General features: G+C 70.7%; 20 protein-coding genes. 7 read left to right on the forward strand and 13 right to left on the reverse strand.

All coding sequences use genetic code 11. The annotated features are described in order from the left end of the window. Window positions 1–148 precede the first annotated feature (148 nt). The 4 genes from BEK98_RS28050 to BEK98_RS28075 all read left to right on the forward strand — a co-directional run bounded on the left by BEK98_RS28050 (window position 149) and on the right by BEK98_RS28075 (window position 4,473). The gene (locus BEK98_RS28050) at window positions 149–1,705 is read left to right on the forward strand and encodes an alpha/beta hydrolase (protein WP_094219477.1); all 1,557 of its coding nucleotides are present in this window, start codon (window positions 149–151) and stop codon (window positions 1,703–1,705) included. 794 nt (window positions 1,706–2,499) lie between these two features. Next, the gene (locus BEK98_RS28060) at window positions 2,500–2,715 is read left to right on the forward strand and encodes a hypothetical protein (RefSeq protein WP_244202022.1); all 216 of its coding nucleotides are present in this window, start codon (window positions 2,500–2,502) and stop codon (window positions 2,713–2,715) included. A gap of 416 nt (window positions 2,716–3,131) precedes the next feature. Continuing rightward, entirely contained in the window at window positions 3,132–3,338 is a 207-nt protein-coding gene (locus BEK98_RS28065; RefSeq protein ID WP_094219478.1) for a hypothetical protein, read from the forward strand. Window positions 3,339–4,008: 670 nt separating this feature from the next. Beyond that, a complete protein-coding gene (locus BEK98_RS28075; RefSeq protein WP_094219480.1) occupies window positions 4,009–4,473 on the forward strand; it encodes a hypothetical protein in 465 nt (154 codons plus the stop codon). 273 nt (window positions 4,474–4,746) lie between these two features. On the opposite strand, the gene BEK98_RS50190 is transcribed toward BEK98_RS28075, so the two are convergent. From BEK98_RS50190 to BEK98_RS28135, 13 genes are all read right to left on the reverse strand, one after another. Continuing rightward, on the reverse strand, window positions 4,747–5,088 hold the full coding sequence (locus BEK98_RS50190) for a hypothetical protein (protein ID WP_244202023.1): 342 nt from the start codon (window positions 5,086–5,088) through the stop codon (window positions 4,747–4,749). Window positions 5,089–5,373: 285 nt separating this feature from the next. Next, window positions 5,374–6,552: an adenylyltransferase/sulfurtransferase MoeZ gene (gene moeZ / locus BEK98_RS28085; protein ID WP_094219481.1), complete on the reverse strand. Its 1,179-nt coding sequence runs from the start codon at window positions 6,550–6,552 to the stop codon at window positions 5,374–5,376. A 63-nt stretch (window positions 6,553–6,615) separates the two neighbouring features. Beyond that, a complete protein-coding gene (locus BEK98_RS28090) occupies window positions 6,616–7,365 on the reverse strand; it encodes a spherulation-specific family 4 protein (RefSeq protein WP_094219482.1) in 750 nt (249 codons plus the stop codon). Next, a complete protein-coding gene (locus tag BEK98_RS28095) occupies window positions 7,353–8,312 on the reverse strand; it encodes an NAD-dependent epimerase/dehydratase family protein (protein ID WP_094219483.1) in 960 nt (319 codons plus the stop codon). Before BEK98_RS28095 ends, BEK98_RS28090 begins: the two co-directional genes overlap by 13 nt. A gap of 217 nt (window positions 8,313–8,529) precedes the next feature. Next, window positions 8,530–9,918, reverse strand: coding sequence for a hypothetical protein (locus BEK98_RS28100; RefSeq protein WP_244202024.1), 1,389 nt, complete (start codon window positions 9,916–9,918; stop codon window positions 8,530–8,532). Continuing rightward, window positions 9,915–11,579, reverse strand: coding sequence for a glycosyltransferase (locus tag BEK98_RS28105; protein ID WP_244202025.1), 1,665 nt, complete (start codon window positions 11,577–11,579; stop codon window positions 9,915–9,917). The genes BEK98_RS28100 and BEK98_RS28105 overlap by 4 nt, the downstream gene beginning before the upstream one ends. 241 nt (window positions 11,580–11,820) lie before the next feature. Continuing rightward, window positions 11,821–13,413, reverse strand: coding sequence for a dipeptide ABC transporter ATP-binding protein (locus BEK98_RS28110; RefSeq protein ID WP_094219485.1), 1,593 nt, complete (start codon window positions 13,411–13,413; stop codon window positions 11,821–11,823). Continuing rightward, window positions 13,410–14,408 carry an ABC transporter permease gene (locus BEK98_RS28115; protein ID WP_094219486.1) on the reverse strand — a complete coding sequence of 333 codons (999 nt, stop codon included), beginning with the start codon at window positions 14,406–14,408 and terminating at the stop codon, window positions 13,410–13,412. The genes BEK98_RS28110 and BEK98_RS28115 overlap by 4 nt, the downstream gene beginning before the upstream one ends. Next, window positions 14,405–15,433 carry an ABC transporter permease gene (locus BEK98_RS28120; protein ID WP_094219487.1) on the reverse strand — a complete coding sequence of 343 codons (1,029 nt, stop codon included), beginning with the start codon at window positions 15,431–15,433 and terminating at the stop codon, window positions 14,405–14,407. The genes BEK98_RS28115 and BEK98_RS28120 overlap by 4 nt, the downstream gene beginning before the upstream one ends. A 4-nt stretch (window positions 15,434–15,437) precedes the next feature. Then, window positions 15,438–17,156, reverse strand: a complete 1,719-nt coding sequence (locus BEK98_RS28125; RefSeq protein WP_094219488.1) for an ABC transporter substrate-binding protein — start codon at window positions 17,154–17,156, stop codon at window positions 15,438–15,440. A 184-nt stretch (window positions 17,157–17,340) separates the two neighbouring features. Continuing rightward, a complete protein-coding gene (locus BEK98_RS51150) occupies window positions 17,341–17,436 on the reverse strand; it encodes an Ms4533A family Cys-rich leader peptide (RefSeq protein ID WP_341868990.1) in 96 nt (31 codons plus the stop codon). Between the two features lie 56 nt (window positions 17,437–17,492). Then, on the reverse strand, window positions 17,493–19,160 hold the full coding sequence (locus BEK98_RS28130) for a DUF3152 domain-containing protein (protein WP_094219489.1): 1,668 nt from the start codon (window positions 19,158–19,160) through the stop codon (window positions 17,493–17,495). Between the two features lie 8 nt (window positions 19,161–19,168). Then, window positions 19,169–20,305: an alpha/beta fold hydrolase gene (locus tag BEK98_RS28135; RefSeq protein WP_094219490.1), complete on the reverse strand. Its 1,137-nt coding sequence runs from the start codon at window positions 20,303–20,305 to the stop codon at window positions 19,169–19,171. Between the two features lie 188 nt (window positions 20,306–20,493). Here BEK98_RS28135 and BEK98_RS28140 point away from each other — a divergent pair, with 188 nt between their 5' ends. The 3 genes from BEK98_RS28140 (at window position 20,494) to BEK98_RS28150 (ending at window position 21,889) form a co-directional block, all read left to right on the forward strand. Then, window positions 20,494–20,718: a hypothetical protein gene (locus BEK98_RS28140; protein WP_094219491.1), complete on the forward strand. Its 225-nt coding sequence runs from the start codon at window positions 20,494–20,496 to the stop codon at window positions 20,716–20,718. Window positions 20,719–20,884: 166 nt separating this feature from the next. After that, window positions 20,885–21,526 carry a TetR/AcrR family transcriptional regulator gene (locus BEK98_RS28145; protein WP_094219492.1) on the forward strand — a complete coding sequence of 214 codons (642 nt, stop codon included), beginning with the start codon at window positions 20,885–20,887 and terminating at the stop codon, window positions 21,524–21,526. Window positions 21,527–21,661: 135 nt separating this feature from the next. After that, the gene (locus BEK98_RS28150; RefSeq protein ID WP_167444276.1) at window positions 21,662–21,889 is read left to right on the forward strand and encodes a DUF3107 domain-containing protein; all 228 of its coding nucleotides are present in this window, start codon (window positions 21,662–21,664) and stop codon (window positions 21,887–21,889) included. Window positions 21,890–21,939 lie beyond the last annotated feature (50 nt).

Consider the following 21,939-nt stretch of genomic DNA (forward strand, 5'->3'; position numbering starts at 1 on the left):
GGGAATCCCTGGACAAACATCCGAGAATCGCTGGAAAGTCGCAGGTCAGAGGGTTATCCACAGGCTTCCGCAGGCTGATCCCGATCCGCCTACCATGGCCTGAACGCCCACCGCGGCACGACGCGGAGGGCTTGCGAGGGGGGTACACATGTCGCGATTCCTGCGGTGGACGGCCGCCGCGGCCGCCGCGCTGCTGGTGGCCGGATGCGGTGGCTCGTCGGACGGGGGCCATGACGAGGGCAAGGGGACCAGTTCGGCCGAGGAGACCGGCCGGGCTCCCGCACCGGCGTCATCGTCCACGGCGGACCTCCCTGCCTCGCTCACCTCGCAGCGCCTCGACTGGCAGCGCTGCAAGGCCACCGGGGACTCCGGCGCGCCGAGCGACGACTGGCGGTGCGCCACGCTCAAGGTGCCGCTGGACTGGTCGAAGCCGAGCGGCAGGACGATCGACCTCGCCCTCATCCGCGCACAGGCGACCGGAAGCGACCGGATCGGCTCGCTGCTGTTCAACTTCGGCGGCCCCGGCGGCTCGGGCGTCTCGACCATGCCGTACTACGGGGCCACCGTCCCCAAGCTGCGCGAGCGCTACGACCTGGTGAGCTGGGACCCTCGCGGGGTCGGCGCCAGCGAGGGCATCCGCTGCCGCGGCGACCGGGACATCGAGGCCGCCGAGGGAGTGGACGTCACCCCGGACACCCCGGCCGAGGAGAAGGCGTACCTGCTGGACGCGACCGACTTCGGCAAGGGCTGCCAGAAAGCCGCCGGCCCGCTGATGGCGCACGTCTCGACGACCGACACCGCGCGCGACATGGACCTGATGCGGCACGTGCTCGGCGACCGGACGATGCACTACTTCGGCATCTCCTACGGCACCGAACTGGGCGGCGTCTACGCCCACTTGTTCCCGAAGCAGGTCGGCCGGCTGATCCTCGACGCGGTGGTCGACCCGGCGGCGGACGCGGTGGGCCACGCCGAGAACCAGGCACGCGGCTTCCAACGGGCCCTCGACGACTACCTGAAGTCCACCGGCCAGGACCCGAAGCAGGGTTCCCGGAAGATCGTGGACCTGCTCCGGCGGATCGACGCGAAGCCGCTGCCCACGTCGTCCGGGCGGAAGCTGACCCAGACGCTCGCGGTCACCGGCATCATCGTGCCGCTGTACAGCGAGGCCGGGTGGCCCCGGCTGACCAGCGCGCTCAAGTCGGCGGAGCAGGGCGACGGTTCGAAGCTGCTGGCGCTCGCCGACGACTACAACGAGCGGGACGCCTCGGGGCACTACGGCACGCGGGGCCACGCCCAACGGGTCATATCGTGCCTGGACGACAGGCAGCGGCCCACGCTCGCGCAGACGAAGAAGCTGCTGCCCGAGTTCGAGCGGATCTCGCCGGTCTTCGGGGACTTCCTGGGCTGGGACACGGCCGGCTGGTGCCACGACTGGCCGGTGCCGGGCCAGTACGACACCCCCGAGGTCAGCGCGCCGGGTGCGGCACCGATCCTGCTGGTGGGCAACACCGGGGACCCGGCGACGCCGTACGAGGGTGCCCGCAGGATGGCCGACGAGCTGGGCAAGGGCGTCGGCGTGGAGCTGACCTGGAAGGGCGAGGGACACGGGGCGTACGGCAACGGGAGCGACTGCGTCGACTCGACCGTGAACGCCTACCTGCTGCAGGGGACCGTACCGAGGGACGGCAAGGTCTGCTCGTAGAGCGGGCAGCGGAAAGGGGCACGGCACGCGTGGTGCCGAGCCCTCCCGGGCCGTCAGACCGTACTACCGCGAAGCGCGCAGGATGCTACAAAAGCTCGGCGCTACCCACTGCTACGAATAAACAAATATTCTAGGAAGGCTACCGAGCGCCCGCCGCCGTGAAACGCTTATCACTGTTCGTCGCCCTGCCGCGCAGCGTGAAGGAAAGCCGATGCCGTGTGCCAGTACGCAGTTACGGCTGATGTGAAGCCCTCGGGCCCTTGCGAACCTGCCGCTATGGCTAGCAACGTTTTGTAGACATGGGTGGATGCAGCGTGTACAGCATCGGCGGTAGACCGCGAGGAATAGCTACCGTCGACCATGATGACGTTTATCTGTCGGTGAAACTCGCCGTAGGCTGTCCGTAAATTTTCGATAGAGATCGCCCATGCAATTGATCTCCTCGATGAACGCAAGGTGAGCTGCGCGCATGGCGTCACGCCGGGTCGCAGCACGCTGAGCCTCTGCTGCGGCCAGGGCCTGCACCCGTGCAGCTTGTGCGTTGCCTCTGCTGGTCACCCAGCTTGCGGCTACCGCCGTGACAGCCGTCAGGATTGCGACCCACAGCGTGGCATCCCCCATGCTCCGGAAGTGTGTCGGAGTTCGCCGCTCTGCGACAGATAGCGCGCTTCCCGAACTCCCTACCGCTAGCGTTAGAGGCTCTTGGGACCCGGTCCGGGGCCGTCTGTGGGCCGTCCGAGGGCAGCCAACCACGACAGACGACACCAACCTCGGCCACCTGAAATGATCTCGCTGTGGCCGAATACACGATCAGCACCGCCAGTGGTGACGACTGGCCTGTCATTCCGCGCGATGCCTTCCAAGCCGTCCTTCAACCCCAATCGATCGCATGTGACCCCGTCGTGGGTGATGGCGATCACACCTTCCGCGCAGGCAACACCACGGTCTCGGCATCATGGGAGCTTGCCGGCACCTGGTACGTGCATCTCGACGGCGCACCATCCCTTTGACGCAGCGGATGCGATCGTCGCGGAGAGAGCTCGGCAACTCGGCGAGGCGACCGGCATGACGGCGAACTTCTACCAGATCACCGATTAGGCGGGGCAGGTACTTCCGGCTGAGGGCGACTGGACGTTCTTCGCCCGCGCCCTCACCGCCGCACGGCACTACGAGTGACCACGTGCCCCCGGCGTTGCCCGATGAGAGGGCAAGCCGCGGGGAACAGCGGGGAACGTCGGCAACCACCCCGAGATCGCGCAGGTCAACGTCTCGTCAGGTCAGCACACACTCACATACGCGATCTTCCAAACTAGTGCTCCAGGATCCGAGCGCGGTGGCGCTTGACTGGGTCGTTGAAACTCCAGCCCAAAGCCGTTCCACCGCCCGCGCGGTACAGTTCCGCTCCCCATAGGCGGAGAGGGCGATCATGGAGAACCCATTCAGGGACGGCGGACCGGCGGACAAGGCGATGCCCTATCTGAGCCTGATCGTCTCTGCGAACCTCTTGGCGGTGGGCGTGAAGATGCACCAGGAGGGCGCATCTCTGTTCTGGCCACTCGGTGCCGGACTCATGATGCTGCTCGCATGCCACGGGATCTACCGGCAGATACGTTCGCAGCGCGACCGCGCCTAGAGAGTGACGTGCCCCTGGCGTGACCGATCGCACGGGATACCACGGTGAATGACGGTGCCGAGTCGACAGTGCTCAAACCCAACGGCCCCTGACCGTCGTACGTGGTCAAGGGCCGTTGCGCCTGGCGGTGGGTGTGGGATTTGAACCCACGGTGACTCGCGCCACGACGGTTTTCAAGACTGCGTGTGGGACACGGCTCTGCGACGCAAGCCCCACGCCCTGAACCGGCCGCTCACGAAGATACCGACGCCGACGGACAGCGCGATCAACAAAGTCGACGGCATGACGTCGAGGGTCACGTGGCGGCCCGCGGCTACCGATGACCCCAGCAAAGCGATCGCCGTGAGGGTCACTGCGGCCACGGCAAGGCAGACTGCTATCTCAGCCCACCACATCGCCCGCGTCGGTCGAGTCGTCATGGCGATGTTGTACATCGCGCATCTGGCTGCTGTACAGCAGCCAAGTACAGCAACGACAGCAACCGGCACCGTCCGGCAGTGTCCTCATAGAGCCGTGGCGCGACCGGTATGCCCTTCGCCGACCGATCCACATAGAGCTACGGATCAGAAGGCCATGCCCTCGGTCTCAGCGATTTGCCCAGCGCGCCGTCGTGGCAGAGAAGTCGGGCCTGTAGCCCACCGATGGCGGCGAAGCGTGATCAGCTTGAAGCGTGGAGTCCATCATCGCCAGCGCCATAGCCGTTCTTGGAACCCTGCTTGGATCGGGGATCACTTTGGCATTTCAGCAGCGCACCACCGACAGGAGCCATCAGTTCAACCGCCGCGAGAAGCTTCGGCAGGAGCGACTTGATGCCTATTCGGCCTATGCCGGCGCGTTGGTCAACTACCGCCGCTGCCTGGTCCACCTCTGGTTCTGTGAGCACGAACAGCCGCCACCGGAGGATCCCGACACGGTGCGCATCCGCGCCTACGACTTGCGCTCCAACGCCCAGGAAGCCCTCTTCCGGGTGCAGATGCTGACGGATGACGGGAGGCTGAGTCAGACCGCGGAAGACGTGCTTGCGGACATCACGAAACTGCCCAAGGCGGTCAGCAGGGCCGAGCTGGACGAGCTAAGGGTGCGGACCCGTGACAACATCAGCCGACTCGTCGGCTCGACCAAGCAACACCTATGAAGCGCTCGGGCTGAAGCAGAACCCCGCCCCCGACCGCAACACACGGACCGTCGGGCTGACATCACCAGCTGACATCAACGGCGGTAAACGATGCCGCACCGCTGCAACCAGGGCGATGCTCACGCATGAGCGCCCTCCCGGGCCGTCTTCGGGTCGTGGAAGGGCGCTCAATGGCGATCAATGTCGACAGCTGCCGACAGCTCAGCAGCAGGTCAGAGGGTTGATCGGTTAGGCGGCCGCAGGTCCCGGCCGCCGGTGATCAGTTGTGGCTGATCAGACGGGAATCCAGTCAGGCCACTGTGGCGGAACGTTGCTCACGGGGCAGAGGCCGGAGTCGCCTGGATAGCCGTCGAGTGTTCCTCGGGTCGCGAAGAGCCACCATGCCAGCCACACCGTCCCAACAATCACCAGCAGCGTCGGCAGTGTCACGCGGACCGCCGTTGGCGCGCGAAGCACCAGGCGTCGGCCGATGGCGCGCGCCCCAAGCCCAACCAGCGCTTCGGCTCCCGCGACCAGAGGGAGCAAGAAGTTGAGTTCGAGGCGTCCGCCTGCGTCGTAACCCGCGTCGCAGTACGCGCGCGCCCAGACGGTCAGCGACCAGGCGACGCCGCCCACAGCAGCTCCGAACAACGCGGAGCCCGCCCAGGGGAGACAGGAGTTGGATCTCGGCTTGGCTGTATCCACGACACGACACGACTCCGAAAACACCATTCGTGGTTCCGAAGTGAGCAGGTGAGTGCCTGGGGCAGCTCACGCTAGCCCAGGGACTGGACCGAACCCGGGCCGTCTCTGGGCCGTCCGACGTCAGCCGACGCCGACCGACAACGACAGAAGCCCACGGCGTCTGAACTGGTCAGAGCCGTGGGCTTCGTCAGGCTCGCTGGTCAGCGAGACTGGTGATCAGTAGACCGGCTTCTGCGGCTCGATCTGGTTGACCCAGCCGATCACGCCGCCGCCGACGTGCACAGCGTCGGCGAAGCCCGCGGACTTCAGGACGGCGAGGACTTCCGCACTGCGGACACCCGTCTTGCAGTGCAGGACGATCTTCTTGTCCTGCGGGAGGCCCTCGAGGGCGGTGCCCAGGAGGAACTCGTTCTTCGGGATCAGCTTGGCGCCCGGGATGGAGACGATCTCGTACTCGTTCGGCTCGCGGACGTCGATGATCTCGATGTTCTCGCCGTCGTCGATCCACTCCTTGAGCTGCTTGGGAGTGATCGTCGAACCGGCGGCCGCCTGCTGGGCCTCCTCGGAGACGACGCCGCAGAAGGCCTCGTAGTCGATGAGCTCGGTGACGGTCGGGTTCTCGCCGCAGACCGCGCAGTCGGGGTCCTTGCGGACCTTGACCTGGCGGTACTGCATCTCCAGGGCGTCGTAGATCATCAGGCGGCCGACCAGCGGCTCACCGGTGCCGGTGAGGACCTTGATCGCCTCGGTGACCTGGATGGAGCCGATGGACGCGCACAGCACGCCCAGCACGCCGCCCTCGGCGCAGGAGGGGACCATGCCCGGCGGCGGGGGCTCCGGGTAGAGGCAGCGGTAGCAGGGGCCGTACTCGGACCAGAAGACCGAGGCCTGGCCGTCGAAGCGGTAGATCGAGCCCCACACGTACGGCTTGTTCAGCAGCACGCAGGCGTCGTTGACCAGGTAGCGGGTCGCGAAGTTGTCCGTGCCGTCGACGATCAGGTCGTACTGGCTGAAGATGTCCATCACGTTCTCGGCCTCGAGCCGCTCTTCGTGAAGGATCACGTTCACGTACGGGTTGATGCCCTTGACGCTGTCCCGCGCGGACTCGGCCTTGGAGCGGCCGATGTCGGCCTGGCTGTGGATGATCTGGCGCTGCAGGTTCGACTCGTCGACCTCGTCGAACTCCACGATGCCGAGGGTGCCCACGCCGGCGGCGGCCAGGTACATCAGCGCCGGCGAGCCCAGGCCGCCGGCGCCCACACAGAGCACCTTGGCGTTCTTCAGCCGCTTCTGCCCGTCCATCCCGACGTCGGGGATGATCAGGTGGCGGGAGTACCGGCGGACCTCGTCTACGGTGAGCTCAGCAGCTGGCTCGACCAGGGGTGGCAACGACACGGGGACTCCGTTGGTCGGTCAATCACTACGGTTGTTCTCCCCGTAACACTGCCACGGCCTTCTTCATTCCGAGACACCCGTTCCGACCCGCGAGACGATTTCGTCCCAGTAGCCGGGCATGGCCTCCCACGGGTCGGTGCGGCCACCGCGGTCGGTGCGGTCCGTGAAGTAGATCGTCGCCGCGCCCTGCCACCGCGCGATGCGCAGCGCCTCCTCCAGATGTCCGAGGGGCACACCGTGCACGAAGTGGCAGAAGCGGTCGGGCGGGTAGTCGGCGGTCCACTCGGCGACCTGCGAGAAGCGGTAGTCGGACCAGGGGCCGGAGAAGGTCACCAGCTGGTCGGCGTTCTCCGCGTACCCCGGGTACGGGTGGCTGCCGTGGCCGAGGACGATGTGGGCGGTGTCACTGATCGTCCGGAGCGTGGTGACCGCGCGGCGGACCTCGGGGAGCGCGGCGCGCTCCGTGGGACATCGGTCCAGCAGGAAGCCGTCGACGCGGTACCAGTCGAGGTGGCGGTGCGCGTCCGCGAGCAGGTCGGCGAGGGAGCGCGTGCCGTGGGTGAGGTCCAGGTGGCCGAGGACGCGGACGCCCGCGTTGCGCAGCCGCCCCGCCGCTTCCAGGCAGTGCGGGTCGGGGCGGGTGCCGGGACCCGCGGCGACGTTGAGCACGACCCAGTCCAGGGGGGTGCCGGGGCGGGCGAGTTCGGTCCACTGGGCCGGGGCGACGAGCGGATGCGCGTAGCCGGGGATGCCGAGGGCGGTACGGACGCCGGTGCTGGTGGTGCCTGCTGTGGTGCTGGTCAGATGCGGCATGCCGCCTCCATCCAGATGTCGGCCAGGGATTCTTCGAGATTGATCCGGGGGCGCCAGCCGAGCCGGTCGCGGGCGGTGCGCACATCGGCCTGCTGCCAGCTGCCGCAGCCGTCCGGGTACGGGTATGCGACCGGGGACGCGTGGTCGGCGTCGGCGCGGGGGTGGCCGATGGCGCTGCGCAACGGCCCGGGAGGAGCGTCGAGTTCGTGCAGGGCACCGCCGTATCCGGCGACCCGGGCGAGGACGGCGGCGGCGTCGCGGAGCCGGACGGCGCGGCCGGAGCCGATGTTGATCACGCCCTGCGCGGCGGAGAGCGAGGCGGCGTGCACGGCGCGGGCGACGTCACGGACGTCGACGAAGTCGCGCTGCACGCCCAGGCCGCCGAGTTTGAGTTCGCCGTCGCCGGACTGCATCGCGCGGCGCATGGCCTCGGCGAGCCGGCCGAGCGGGGAGCCGGCCGGGGTGCCGGGTCCGGCGGGTGAGAAGACGCGGAGGACGACGGCGTCGAGACCGGAGCCGAGGACCAGTTCGGTGGCGGCGAGCTTGCTCACGCCGTACGGGCCGCCGGGGCGGGGCACGGCGTCCTCGGCCGTGGAGGAGCCGGGCTGGCTGGGGCCGTACTCGGAGCCGCACCCGACCTGCACCAGTCGGGCGCCGCAGCCACTGCGGCGCAGGGCTTCGCAGACGGTGGCGACGGCGACGGTGTTGTGCCGGGTGAGTTCGCGGGCGCCGCCGCGGGTGGCGCCGGCGCAGTTGACGACGACTCCGGGGTGGACCGCGTCCAGGAAGCGGGTGAGCGCTCCGGGGCTGCCGGTGGCGAGGTCGAAGCGGACGTCGGCGTCGTCGCCGCGGCCGAGCGCGGTGAGCTGGACGGCGGGGTCGGCGAGCAGGCGGTCGGCGACGAAGCGGCCGATGTATCCGTTGGCTCCGATCAGCAGGACCCTCATCGCGCGCCTCCCGGGGTGTGCGCTCCGGCGGCTCCCAAGGCTCCGGACGCTCCGGGCGCTCCGTGTCGGGAGGTGGTCATCTGGTCTTCTCCTTCGAAGGGGTGGTGCGGTTGCCTCCGGCGGTGGGCCGGGCGCCCGCGGCCTCGACCGGGGCCAGGTGCTGCCACGCGCTCGGGGCGGGTGGCGGCGGGCTCGGTTCGGGCCGGTGGCGGAAGGTTCACTCGGGTGCTCCCGTGGGCGCGTGGGCCGAGGCCTGGGTGAGGGTGCGCAGGGCGTGGACCAGCAGGGTGAGGGCCGCGGTGCCGCAGGCGAGCGCCGGGACGGCGGCCGGGCCCCAGGCGTCCACCAGGTTCTGGACGGGCGTCGCCAGGAAGGCGCAGCCGGGCAGTCGGCCGGCCAGGAGCAGGGCGGGAGCCGCCGCCTCGACGGCCACCGCCGCACCCAGGGTCAGGGCGGGGGCGTGCCGGTGGTGGTGCACGGTGAGGAGGCGGGCGAGCAGGAGGAGGGCGCCCAGGGTGAGGGCCTGCGGGTAGGCCGCGCTTTCGTGCAGGACGGCTCCGCACAGCGCGAGCAGGGCGGTGAGAGCGCCCAGGAACAGGGCGAACGCGCCGAGCAGCAGGGGCCGGGCGGCGGCCGTGAAGTCCTCCAGGCCCCGGCTGCCGGCGAGCCTGCGGCGGGCACCGGCGGTGAGGAGGTGGGCGCACCAGGCGGCCGGGGCGGCGGCCAGGGTGAGCGCCAGGGCGGGGGCGGTGGCGACCGGCCAGGGGCCGTCCGCGGTACCGGTGGGCAGGGCGTCGGGGCCGCCTGCCACGACCGCTTGCAGGAGTCCGTCGCCGAGCAGGGCGTACCCGAGCAGCCAGAGGGTGCACGCGCGCGTGCCGGATGCCGTCCGCCACGGGGGTGCGCCGGGCTCGGCGGCGAGGGGGCCGCGGCGCAGGGCCGCGCGGACGGCGAGGCCGATGGCGAGCAGGCCGCCGAGGGCCACCAGCAGGCGGGGCCGACCCTCGGTGAGGCGCAGCCCGGTCACGACGGCCGCGCCGAGCGCTCCGGGCAGGAGGGTGAGCAGGACCCAGTCGGCACGAACCCGGGGTACGCACAGGGGCTCGGGCTGGGGGTGTGGTGTGCCGTCGCGGGGAACGCGCGCGTACAGCTCCTCGGCGAGCGAGAAGACGTCGCGGTGGCGGAAGCGGGCGGCGGTGCGGTCGGTGACCCCGTGCGCCTCCAGCCCGGCGGCGATCTCCAGTGGGTCCACGGCCCGCTCGCACAGCTCCCGGTGACGGTGCAGCAGGGCTTTGACGGGGTCGGCGGGACCGCGCCGGGCGGTGGGGCGCCGGCTCCTGTCGGGCGCGGGATCCGCTCCGGCCCGCGCCGAGGCCCAGGGCGCCGAGGTCATCGACGGGCGGCCCGCACCGGGCGAGGTCTCCGCCGCCGAGGGCTTCGCCGGACGAGTGTCCCCGCCGTGCGTCCCCGTACCGGCCAGCCACTCCCCCGACCGCTCGTCCCAGGCATCGGCGCTGCTCGGCGTCGCGGGACGGTCCTCGTGGCCCGTCCGGCGCAGGACGTCCCTGTCGTCCCAGGTGTCGTCCACCCCTCCGGAGCCGTTCACCGTGCCCCCTCCGGAGCCGCCAGCGGGGTCGCGCGGACCGGGCCGCCCTCCGCCCAGCCCGGAACACCCCGGGCCAGTACGCGGGCCGTGGGGCCGGTCCAGCGGACGGGGACGTGGGCCTCGGCCGGGGCGGCGAAGGGCAGGGGGGCGCCCGCCTCGTCGAGGACGACGCGGCGCACCGGGCAGCGCGAGACGATCTCCAGGTAGATGCCGTGAAATGCCGCGATGTTCTGCTCGACGGTGAACAGTTCGAGCGCGCGGGCGCGTGCGGCGGCGCCGAGTCGCTCACGGCGCTCGGGGTCGTGCAGCAGCGCCACGCACGCCTCGGCGAGCGCGCGCGGATTGCGCGGGGGCACGACGAGACCGGTTCCGCCGATGACCTCCACCACCGCGCCGACGTCGGTGGACACGGTGGCGCGTCCACAGAACATGGCCTCGGCCAGGGTGATCGGGAAGCCCTCGACGACGCTGGAGAGGACGACGACGGCGCCGGCGGCGTACGCGTCGGGCAGCGTCGGGGCCTCGGGGCCGCCGATCTCCTCGAAGGAGACCGGGTTGTCGCCGACCGCGTGCACGCCCTCCGCCTCGTCCGGGAAGAGCTGCGCGGCGAGGGCCCGGCAGTGGCGCAGGTAGGTCGGGCCTTCGGGGCCTGTGGGAGCGCCGATGATCCGCAGGCGGGCCTTCGGTTCCTCCCTGCGGACCTCGGCGAAGGCGTGCAGCAGGGAGACCAGGTCCTTGGCGGGTTCCACGCGCCCGACCCAGACGAGCGTGTCCGGGTCGGCGCGGTCGGGGGACTCGCCGACCTCCGCGAAGTGGGAGGCCTCCATGCCCGGGTGGACGGTGCGGATCCTGGTGCGGTCGGCGCCGCACCGTTCCTGCCAGCGGCGGGCGTGCGCGTTGCCGGGTGTGAGGATGGCGGCCCGCCGGTAGACCTCGGTGGCCAGTCGGCCGTGGAAGGCGGCGAGCAGGGCGCGTACGGCGGGGGCGGCGGCGTCGGGGCCGAGGGCCAGGTAGTGCGAGCGCAGTTGCACGCCGTACTCGGTGACCAGCAGCGGTACGTCGGCGAAGTGCCGGGCGAGCAGTCCGGGCAGGGCGGCCGGGCCGCCGGCGGTGGCGTGGCAGAGGTCGGCCGCGCCGAGGCCGTCGTCGCCGTACCAGTCGAGGGAGAGCGGGCGCAGGGCGCGTTCGAGGTACGCGGTGACGGTGAGCAGGTCGGGTACGCGCGCCTCGCGCGCGGTGCGCAGCGCGCCGGGGGCGCGGCAGGCGCGCTCCAGGGTGCGTACGGCGGTGTCGGAGCGGAGCGCGCCGACCAGTCCGCCCTCGTCGCGGGCGAGTTCGGCGAGGCCGTACAGCGCATTGCCGAAACGGTCCGCCAGATGAGCGGACGTATCACCGGAAGCGGTGTCGGATCCGGCGCACAACGCCCCGACCAGTTCCCCGTAGTACTCGGTGAAGCGCCGGCGTGCGCGCCGCCCGTAGGTGATCCCGTCGTCCTCGGCCGTCCACAGCGGGGCCGTACGCACCCGGCTGACCTGCTCGGGGAGCGGGACCCAGCCCGCGTCCTCCTGCTGTCGGCTGCGGCTGAGCGCGTAGAGGTCGAACTCGTGCTGTGCGAGCCCGCGCACGAGCCGGTCGCACCAGAGCCCGGCGTCACCGCTCACATACGGATAGCCACCCTCCGTAAGCAGTCCGATGCGCACGTGTGCACCCCCGATCTCCCGTGAGTGGGAGCCGCCTTGGTCCTGGCGGCTCGCAGCGGGACGAACGTATGCGGACATGACGGTGGCGCGACGGACGGTTGTCCATCGCGCCACCAAAAGGGGTGAACGGTCGTAACTTTCGCGTGCGGGTCGCGTTCCGCCGCGCTAAGAGATCAGACGGTGATCACTCGTCTACGAAACGTTACGCCACGGCCAGCTCCCGCCGGGCCGCACGCCGCTCGGCCGCCACCTCCGGGTCGAGCGCGGGTACGGCGGCCAGGAGCTGCTTGGTGTACGGCTCGCGCGGGGCGTCGTACACCTCGTCGACGGGTCCGGACTCGACGACCTGTCCGCGGCGCATCACCGCGACCCGGTCGCTGACCTGGCGGACGACGGCGAGGTCGTGCGCGATGAACACCAGCGCCAGGCCGAGTTCCCGCTGCAGCTCGCCGAGCAGGTCGACCACCTGGGCCTGCGTCGTGACGTCGAGCGCCGAGACGGGCTCGTCGCAGACGATGACGCGCGGGTCGGCGGCGAGCGCCCGGGCGATGCCCACGCGCTGGCGCTGTCCACCGCTGAACTCGTGCGGGTAGCGGTCGTAGTGCACCGCTTCGAGTCCCACGCGCTCCAGCAGTTCGACCACCCGTCCCCGGATGCGCTGTTCATCGCGTTCCCCGCGCGCGCGGAGCGGGTCGGCGATGGACTCGCCCACGCTGCGGCGCGGGTTGAGGGAGGAGACGGGGTCCTGGAAGACCATCTGGACGGCCGGGTTCACACCGGTGTGCCGGCGCCCCGCGTAGTGGATCTCACCGGCGGTCGGCTCGAGCAGCCCCACCAGCATGCGGCCCAGCGTCGTCTTGCCGCTGCCGCTCTCCCCCACGACGCCCAGGGTCTCGCCCCGGCGGACGGTCAGCGACACGTCGTCCACGGCCGCGAACGCCCGCTTGCCGCGCCCGAACTCGCGCCGCAGGCCGGTGGCCTCCAGCACGACCTCGTCGGACGGCTCGGAGGCGGCGCGCGGTGCGTCCACGCGCGGGACGGCGTCGAGGAGTTCGCGGGTGTACGCCTGCGCGGGCGCCCCGAGGACCGTGCCGACCGGGCCGTGTTCGACGGCTCGCCCGTGCCGCATGACCAGCACCTCGTCGACGCTCTCGGCGGCGACGCCCACGTCGTGGGTGACGAGCAGCAGGCCCATGCCGGTCTCCTCGCGCAGCGTGTGCAGCAGGTCGAGGATCTGGGCCTGGACGGTGACGTCGAGGGCCGTCGTGGGCTCGTCGGCGATCAGCAGGTCCGGCTCGCAGGCGAGCGCCATGGCGATGAGGGCGCGCTGGCGCATGCCGCCGCTGAACTCGTGCGGGCGGGACCGGGACCGGCGCTGCGCGTCCGGAATTCCAACCCTCTCCAGCACCTCGACGGCACGCGCGCGTGCGGCGCGGCGCGACCCGCGCGTGTGTACGCGGTACACCTCGGCGATCTGGTCGCCGATCGCGTAGTACGGGTCGAGCGAGGACAGCGGGTCCTGGAAGACCATGGCGGCCCGGGCTCCGCGCAGCCGCCGCAGTTCCTCGTCCGAGGCCTGCTGGACGTCGGTGCCGGCGACCCGCACCGAGCCGCCGACCCGCGCCCCGGTGTCCCGGTGCAGGCCCAGCAGGGCCCCGGCGACCGTGGACTTGCCGGAGCCGGACTCGCCGACGAGCGCGAGAGCGGTGCCCTCCTCCAGTCGGAAGGAGAGCCCGTCCACGGCCCGCAGCGAGCCGAACCCGACCGTCAGGTCGGTGACTTCCACCAGGCTCATGCGAGTACCACCCGTCGGTCGGCCACCGCGTACAGGACGTCCGCGACGGCGTTGGCGATGACGACGAAGAAGCCGACGACCAGAACCATGCCGACGACCACCGGCAGGTCGACGACCTTCACCGCGTGGACCAGCTCCTGGCCGATGCCGGGCAGGCCGAACAGGGTCTCGGTGAGCACGGCGCCGCCGACGGCCGAGCCGACGTTGTTGGCGTTCAGCGCGATGACGGGCGCGAGCGCGCCGCGCAGGGCGTGCCGGCCAACGATCGAGCGCTCGCCCACTCCGTACGCCCGGAACGTGCGGATGTGGTCCTCGGCGAGGGTCTCCAGCATCGAGGCGCGGGTGAGCCGGGCGAACGCGGCCGCCTCGATCAGGGCGAGCGAGAGCCAGGGCAGCAGCAGGTTCCACGCCCACTGCTCGGGGTCGTCGCCGAAGTTCACGTACTGCGGGAAGGGCAGCAGCTGGAGTTCGCCGCAGACGACGATCATCAGCACGAGGCCGATGACGAAGACGGGCGTGGCGGTGCCCGCGAGGGTGAGGGCGGTCAGCAGGCGCTCGGAGATCCGGCCGCGCCGCCAGGCGGAGAGCACGCCGGTGCCGATGCCGAGGAGGAGCCACAGCACCATCGCGCCGAGGACGAGCGACAGGCTGACCGGCAGCTTGGTCAGGATGATGTCCATGACCTGCTGGTCGCTCTGGTACGACAGCCCCAGGCAGGGTGCGGAGCAGTGCGCCACGGAGGTGCCCGTGGAGTAGTCCTGGCCGACGAAGAGGCCCTCCAGGAAGTGCCAGTAGCGCAGGTAGAGCGGGTCACCGAGCTTGAGCTGCTCGGCCACCTGGTGCACCTGTTCCGGCGAGCAGCGCGGGCCGCAGGTGATCTGGGCGACGTTGCCGGGGGTGGCGTAGAAGACGACGTAGACGATCACCGAGATGGCGAGCAGGGTGACCACCATGCCGAGGGCGCGGCGCAGGACGAATCCACCGAAGCCGCTCATGCGGTCTCCTCCTTCCCGGTCCCGGTCCCGTTCTCGCTCTCGCTCTCGCTCTTGCGGCCGGTGCCGACGCGCAGGCGGGAGGCCGCGCGCGGATCGAGTGCGGTGCGCACGCCGTCGCCGAGGACGGTCAGGGCCAGGACGGTGACGAACAGGGCGCCGGCCGGCAGCAGCAGGTACTGCGGCGCGGCCTGGTACCAGACGTCGGCGCTGGTGAGCATCTGCCCCCAGGACGGCGTGGGCGGCTTCACGCCCACACCGAGGAAGGAGAGGGCGGCCTCGACCGAGATGTTCATGGGGACGAGCAGCGCGGCGTACGTGATGACGGGCGCGGCGAGTCCCGGGAGCAGCTCGCGGCGGGCGATCCGCCAGGTGTTCCAGCCGCTCAGCCGGGCGGCGGAGACGTAGTCGAGGCCCTTGAGGGTGAGGGTCTGGGCGCGCACGATCTTCGCGATGTTGCCCCAGGCGATGAGGCCGATGACAAGGGTGACGAGGACGGGCCGCGGAAAGCTCGACGGCACGATCGCCAGCAGCGCCAGCGACATGATCATCAGCGGCATGGCGACGATGATGTCCGTGGTACGGCTCAACAGTTGATCAACCCATCGACTGCCGAGCGCGGAGGCCACGCCGACCGCGACCCCGATCGCGACCTGCACCACGGTCGCCGCCAGCGCGACCCCCAGCGACACCCGCGCCCCGTAGACCAGCCGCGCGAACAGGTCGCGCCCGGTCTGCGGTTCGACGCCCAGCCAGTGGTCGGCGCCGATGCCGCCGAAAGAGCCGATGGGCACGCCTCCGCGCGCGGAGTCGATCAGGGAGGGGTGGTACGTGGTCGGGTCCTGGCCCTCCAGGGCGGTGAGCAGCGGCGCGGCGAGCGCGACCAGGACGAGCAGCGCGACGACGACCGCCGCGACGAGGGCGGCGCGCTGCACCCGCAGCCGCCGCCAGAACTGACGAGCCCCCGAGGCCCCCGGGACGGGCGTGTCCGTCCCGGGGGCCTGAGAGGCGACAAGTGCCTCGCTCACGGTGCTACTTGACCGCGACCTGGGAGATGTCCAGAACACCGGTCCAGTCACTGATCACGATGTTCTTGACGTCCTTGCCGTACAGACGCTTGTAGACGGGGTGGAACAGCGGCACGGTCAGGGCCTGCTCGCCGATCTTCTTGTCCAGTGCACCCCACCGCTTGGCGGCCGCGTCAAGGTCGGTCAACTTGTTGATCGCGTCAATCTCGTCATTGACCGACTTGTCGTTGAGCAGGCCCGTGTTGAAGTTCGCTCCATCCTTGACGATCTGCCGGCCGTCGAAGATCGGGGCGAGGAAGGGACCGCCGGAGGGCCAGTCGGCACCCCAGTGGGCGAGGAAGAAGCCGGGCTCGGTCTTCACGCTGTGGATCTTGTCCCGGTAGTCGTTGTCCTCCAGGCCCTGGAGCTTGACCGTGATACCGGCCTTCTTGAGAGCGTCCTGGATGGCGGTGGCGATCTCCGGACTGGTCTCGAAGTTCTTGTCGTTGGAGTGCGTGAGCGTGAGGGTGAGCCCGCTCTTGTAACCGGCCTCCTTCAGCAGCTCCTTGGCCTTCTCCGGGTTGCCGGTCCTGCCCGCCGGGAAGAGGTCGTACGGCTCGTAGCCGAAGGACTTCTGGTTGGGCAGGTAGGTGGTCGCGGGCTCGGCGAGCGCGGAACCACCGGCCGCGTTGATCACGGACGACCGGTCGATGGCGTACGAGATCGCCTGCCGCACCTTGACGTTGTCGAACGGCTTCACCGTCGGGTTGAACGCGATGTAGTTCGTGTAGCCGAAGTGGCCGGTGCCCACACGCGCGGCCAGCTCCTTGTCGCCGGTCACCTTGGCGAGTTCGGCCGGGCCGAGGTTGGTGTCCGTGGTGACCGCGGCGGCGTCCGCCCCCTGAGACGCGGACAGCCGCTGGTTGATCACGGAGGAGTCGAGGCCGGAGCGGACGTCGATCGTGTCCGGGTAGGCCTTGCGCTCGGCGTCGACGGCCGTGGACCAGTACGTGTTGCGCTCCAGGACGAGGTGCTCGCCGTCGTTCTCGTTCTTGACGACCTTGTAGGGGCCCGACGAGATCGGGTGCTCCTCGTACTTGGTGCCCGTGTCCTTGCTCTTCGGGACCGGGGTGAACTGCGTCTGCGTGGCGAGGTACGGGAACTCGCCCTCGGGCTTGTTCAGGTGGAAGACGATGGTCCGCGCGTCCGGCGTCTCGATCGCCGAGAGGCCCGTCTTGTCCTTGTACGGGCCCTGGTAGTCGGCCGCGCCGACCAGCCAGTCGCGCAGGTAGGGGGCGCCGCCGGAGAGTTCGGGGGCGAAGGAGCGCTCGATGCCGTACTTGATGTCGGCCGAGGTGATCGGGGTGCCGTCCTCGTACTTGAGGCCCTTCTTCAAGGTGTACGTCCACACGGTCGCGTCCTTGCTGGGGCGCCCGGTGTCGGTGGCCAGGTCCGGGACGACCTTGGCACCGGCCGCGCCGTTCTCCCGGTTGCGCGTGGTGAGCGTGCGGAACACGAGCGAGGGGACGTTGCCGCCGCCGGAGGTGTAGAGGCGGGCCGGGTCGAAGTCCTGCTGCGGTTCGGAGTTCAGAACGCTCAGCGTGCCGCCCTTGTGCGGCGCGGAGTCGCCACCGGAGCCCTTGGCATCGTTGTCCTTCGGGCCGCAGGCGGCGGCGCCCGCTGCCACGACCAGGCTGACGGATGCCGCTGCCACGCGGCGCGCTACGACGGACGGTTGACGCATCGGAATGACGACCTCTCGGGGAGCTGATCGAGGATTTCTCGAAGAGTGAGACATGTGGACGAGGAGTGAGACGGCTGCGGACAGACGTCGGCCCCGGCGTCGGGTCGTCGAAAAGTCCGTGACACGGACACGGTCACGGACGGAAAAGGAGGAAAGTCGCGACGCGAACGCCAGGGAGGCGGCGTCAGCGACAGTCGATGTCGGCCACGCAGAGCGCGGTCACGCCGATCAGCGCCAGCTCGATGGCGGCGCTGTTGGAGACGGCATGACTAGACCACATGGGCAAAAATATGAACGACCTTGCTGCTCATGTCAATGTGACATAAGCGGCGCCTGTCAACTCCCGGGATAGGGCCAGGGGTTGGGCAGACAGTGGATTCCGTCGTGGTCGAGGAACTTCGTCTGCTGCTGCATGACCGGGGCCAGCTCGCCGTCCTTCTGACACGTCACATGGCCGTGGCCGAGCCGGTGGCCGACCTCGTGATTGATGAGCATCTGCCGGTACGCGTGGATCTTGTCCCCGTACGTCGTGCTGCCCTGGGCCCACCGGTAGGCGTTGATCATCACGCGCTCGGTGGACGCCGAGTCGCAGGAGACGTTGTCCTCCGTGGTGTCCAGGCCGGACTTGGCGCACCACTTGGCGGTGGTGCCGGGGCTGGCGAGCGTGATCACGAAGTCTGGCTTGCCGGAGTAGACGCGCTCGAAGGTACGGGCGCCGCCGTGGGCCCAGCTGCGCTTGTCGTTGAGCGTCTTCTGCACGGCCGCGGCGAACAGCTCGCCGTCCAGACCGAGTCCCTGCTCGATGTCGACGCGGTAGGTGTACTTCTGCCCCTTGCCGGGCGCCTTGTCGAAGCCCGGGACGGCGTCGAACTTCCCGGAGCCCTTCAGCGTGGCGCTGAGCGGGTACTTCCGGTCCATCTTCTGCTCGTACGTCAGCGTCGCCACACTCGGCGCGGCGGACGGGGCGCTCTGCCCGGGGACTTGGGTGCCGCGCGCCTGGTCGGTGGCGGACTGCGACCGTACGTCGGCGTCGTCGCGGTGGTCGGTGACCTGCCCGGCGACGACGACCGCGAGCACGGTGGTCACGGCCGCGGCAGCGATGCCCGTGAAGGCCCGCCCCTTGCCGCCGCCGCGCTGCGCGGGCACACCGGTCGGTGCCGCGCCGCCCCCGGCGGCCGCCGGCTCGTCACCAGTCTCGTACGACTCCTGGGCCTCAGCGGGCTCCGTACGGCCGGACCGGGGCGCGAAGACGTCGGCGCCCTCCTCGAAGGCCTCCAGGTAGTCCTGCCGGGGCCCACCGTCCTGCCGCTGCCGCTGTCGCTGCCGCGGAAAGGCGACACCGGGCCCGCCCGTGCCCTGCTGCACCCCGGGAGCACCCCCGGCGCCGGCACCGGCCGCCCCCGCGAACTCCCCCCAGCCACCGCCGCCTTCACGCTGCTCGGGATGCCCGGCCCGGGCCTGCGCACCACCACCACCGAATCGCGGCACCCCATGCGCAGGGGTGCCATCGGGGAGCCGCGGAGTCCCGTGCGCCGGAGTGCCCTCAGGTGCACGCCGACCACCCTGCACTCCTGGCCCACCCGGGAAGCGAGGAAAACCCTGAGCGGGCGTACCGTCCGGGAGCCGAGGCACACCGTGGGCGGGCGTGCCATCAGGCAGGCGCGGCACCCCATGGGCCGGAGTGCCGTCGGGAAGCCGAGGCACACCCTGCGCAGGCGTGCCATCCGGAAAGCGCGGTACCCCATGAGCCGGAGTGCCGTCAGGGAAGCGCGGTACGCCTCCCGGCGGCGTCCCCGGCGGGAAGCCGGGCGTGCCCTGGGCGGTGCGCGGTGCGCCGTACCCCTGGGAAGCGGGAGCGCCCTCGGGTGCCTGCCGCTGGCCGGGCAGGGTGGGCTGTCGGGCCTCGCGCGGGGTACCGGAGGCCGAGCCCCGTCCCCCGCGCCGTGCGGCTATGTCGGAGGGGTCGTCCTTGGGGGCCGGTCCGCGGCGGCTGTGGCGTCCCACGTCGGCCCTCAGCTCCCCGCGCTCGTGGCGGCGACGTCGCCCCCGGCGGCCGTAGCGGATCCGGCGCCGGGCGCCGCGACATCGGCGCCCCCGGACGGCCCGGCACTCGCACTCCCGGAATCACCCACGCCGCTGGACGGGCCGGCGCTCCCGGACTCACCCACACCTCCGGACGAGCCCGCGCTCCCGAACTCCCCCATCTCCGCGAGGAGTTCCCGGAACGCTCCGCTCACCGCCTCCGGGTACTCCATCATCGCCACGTGACCCGCCTCCGGGAGGGACAGGAGGCGGGAGTCGGGGAAGGAGCGGGCGGCCTTGCCGGCCATGCGGAAGCCGACCAGCTGGTCGCGGCCGCCGTAGATCAGGAGGGTCGGGGCGAGCACGCGCTCGGCCTGGCGCCACAGTCCGTGCTGGCCGCCGAGCGTGTAGGCATTGACCACCCCGCGCGCGGAGCGTGCCATCGCGTCCCAGAAGTACGGCAGTTGCAGCCGCCGCTCCAGCTCCTCCACGGCCTGCTGGAACGCCTCCGGCGACACGCGCCCGGGGTCGCCGTAGCACAGGCCCAGCACGCCGCGCACGCGCTGCTCCGCCGTCCACTCCTTGGTGAGCCGGGTGAAGAACGCGGCCACCCCGGGCACGCCGAGCAGTGCCGTGGGCACAGCGGTGCGCTGCACACGCAGCTCCGGCAGGGCGGGCGAGACCAGCGTCAGGGTGCGGACGAGGTCGGGGCGTACGGCGGACACGCGCGTGGCGACCGCTCCGCCGAGGGAGTTGCCGAAGAGGTGGACCGGGCCGCGCTCGGCGGCGTCCAGATAACGGATGATCGCGCGCGCGTGCCCCGTGACGGAGTAGTTGCCGTCGTCCGGTGGCGGGGAGTCTCCGAAGCCGGGCAGGTCGACCGCCTCACTGTCGACGACGCCGTCCAGCTCCCTCATCAGCGCGGACCAGTTCTGCGAGGAACCGCCGAGCCCGTGGACGTACAGCGCGGGCGGCAGTCCCTCGCGCGCGGGGGGCCGCGAACGGACCGAGAGGGTGACCCCCGGCAGCCCCACCGACCTCAGCCGCTCGCCCTCACCGACCCGGACGGGCGCCACCCTCGGAAGGACACTGGCGGCCGGCGCGGACGGCGATTCGGTCGAAGACATGCGGCAATGTTACGAGACGATCACGCTGTGGCTCATGTGTTCGCCGTCACAGGTTGGCCCTGTCGAGCCGCACGGCGAACGGGCGTCCATGGCATGGCGTCCGGATCAGGTGTCTCCTAGGCTCGTATCGAGGGCACCCGTATGTGGCCCCTGCTGCTTCAGGGACGTTCGTAGGAAGGGAGCCCACCATGGCCTATGACCCCATCGAGCCCGACGTGATCGAGGACCTGGAGGCCGACGACACCCCGTTGATCGACGTCGAGGCCACTGAGGGCGACGCCGTCGAACAGCAGGCCGACATCGCGCCGGACCGCGACGACCCGCTCACGGGAGTGGATCCGGACCGCGGGAACGAGGCCGATCTCATCGAACAGGCGCGCGTGGTGACGCTCGACGAAGAGGACTACCGCTGACCGCGCGGGACCACTCGGCACCCTTCCGGCCCCGTAAGCCATGCTTCGTGGCTTTCGTCGCCGTCCGGTACGTGAAATTCTGCGCTCGCACCGCGCACACCACGGTTACCGAAAAGTACGATGGCCGCGCGGCTGACACCGCATGTGGACGACTCTGGGAGGCGGCGTGACAGCCATCGAGCAAACTGAGGCAGCACGCCCACGTGGCACCCGTCTGCCACGCCGAGCCCGACGGAACCAGCTGCTGGGCGCCGCCCAGGAGGTCTTCGTCGCGCAGGGCTATCACGCGGCCGCGATGGACGACATCGCCGAGCGGGCAGGCGTCAGCAAGCCGGTGCTCTACCAGCACTTCCCCGGCAAGCTCGACCTCTACCTCGCCCTGCTGGACCAGCACTGCGAGTCGCTGATCCAGGCCGTGCGCGGCGCGCTCGCCTCGACGACCGACAACAAGCAGCGCGTGCGGGCGACCATGGACGCCTACTTCGCGTACGTCGAGGACGACGGCGGCGCCTTCCGCCTGGTCTTCGAGTCGGACCTGACGAACGAGCCGGCGGTACGCGAGCGGGTCGACAAGGTCACCAAGGACTGTGCCGAGGCGATCTGCGAAGTCATCGCCGAGGACACGGGCCTCTCTCGCGCGGAGTCGATGCTGCTCGCCTCCGGCCTCGGCGGTCTCGCCCAGGTGGTCGCGCGTTCCTGGCTGCACAGCGACCGCAGCGTGCCGCGCGACCAAGCGGTGCAGCTGCTGACCTCGCTGGCCTGGCGAGGCATCGCCGGCTTCCCGCTGCACGGCACCGAGCACCACTGACGCACATTTGTTCCCGCCCGGTGTTCGCTGTTGGCGTTCCGGCCCGCAGCGTGTACGCGGCCTTCACCGGGCTAATGTGTGCTGCGTACGGCGCGGAAGATCGCGCACATCACTGACCGTCGGAGGGACATAGCCGTGGAGGTCAAGATCGGCGTGCAGCACGCGCCCCGCGAGATCGTTCTGGAGAGCGGTCAGAGCGTCGAGGACGTCGAGCGCCTGGTGTCGGAGGCGCTGGCCGGAAAGTCGCAGCTGCTGAGCCTTCAGGACGAGAAGGGCCGCAAGATCCTGGTCCCCGCGGACCGCCTGGCGTACGTGGAGATCGGCGAGCCGACCGTCCGCAAGGTGGGCTTCGGCACCCTCTAGGCCCGAGTTGCGGAAGGGCCCGGCGGCACTGTGCCGCCGGGCCCTTCCGC

Origin of the sequence: Streptomyces diastatochromogenes, from assembly GCF_002242805.1 — a bacterium.
Lineage (GTDB): Bacteria > Actinomycetota > Actinomycetes > Streptomycetales > Streptomycetaceae > Streptomyces > Streptomyces diastatochromogenes.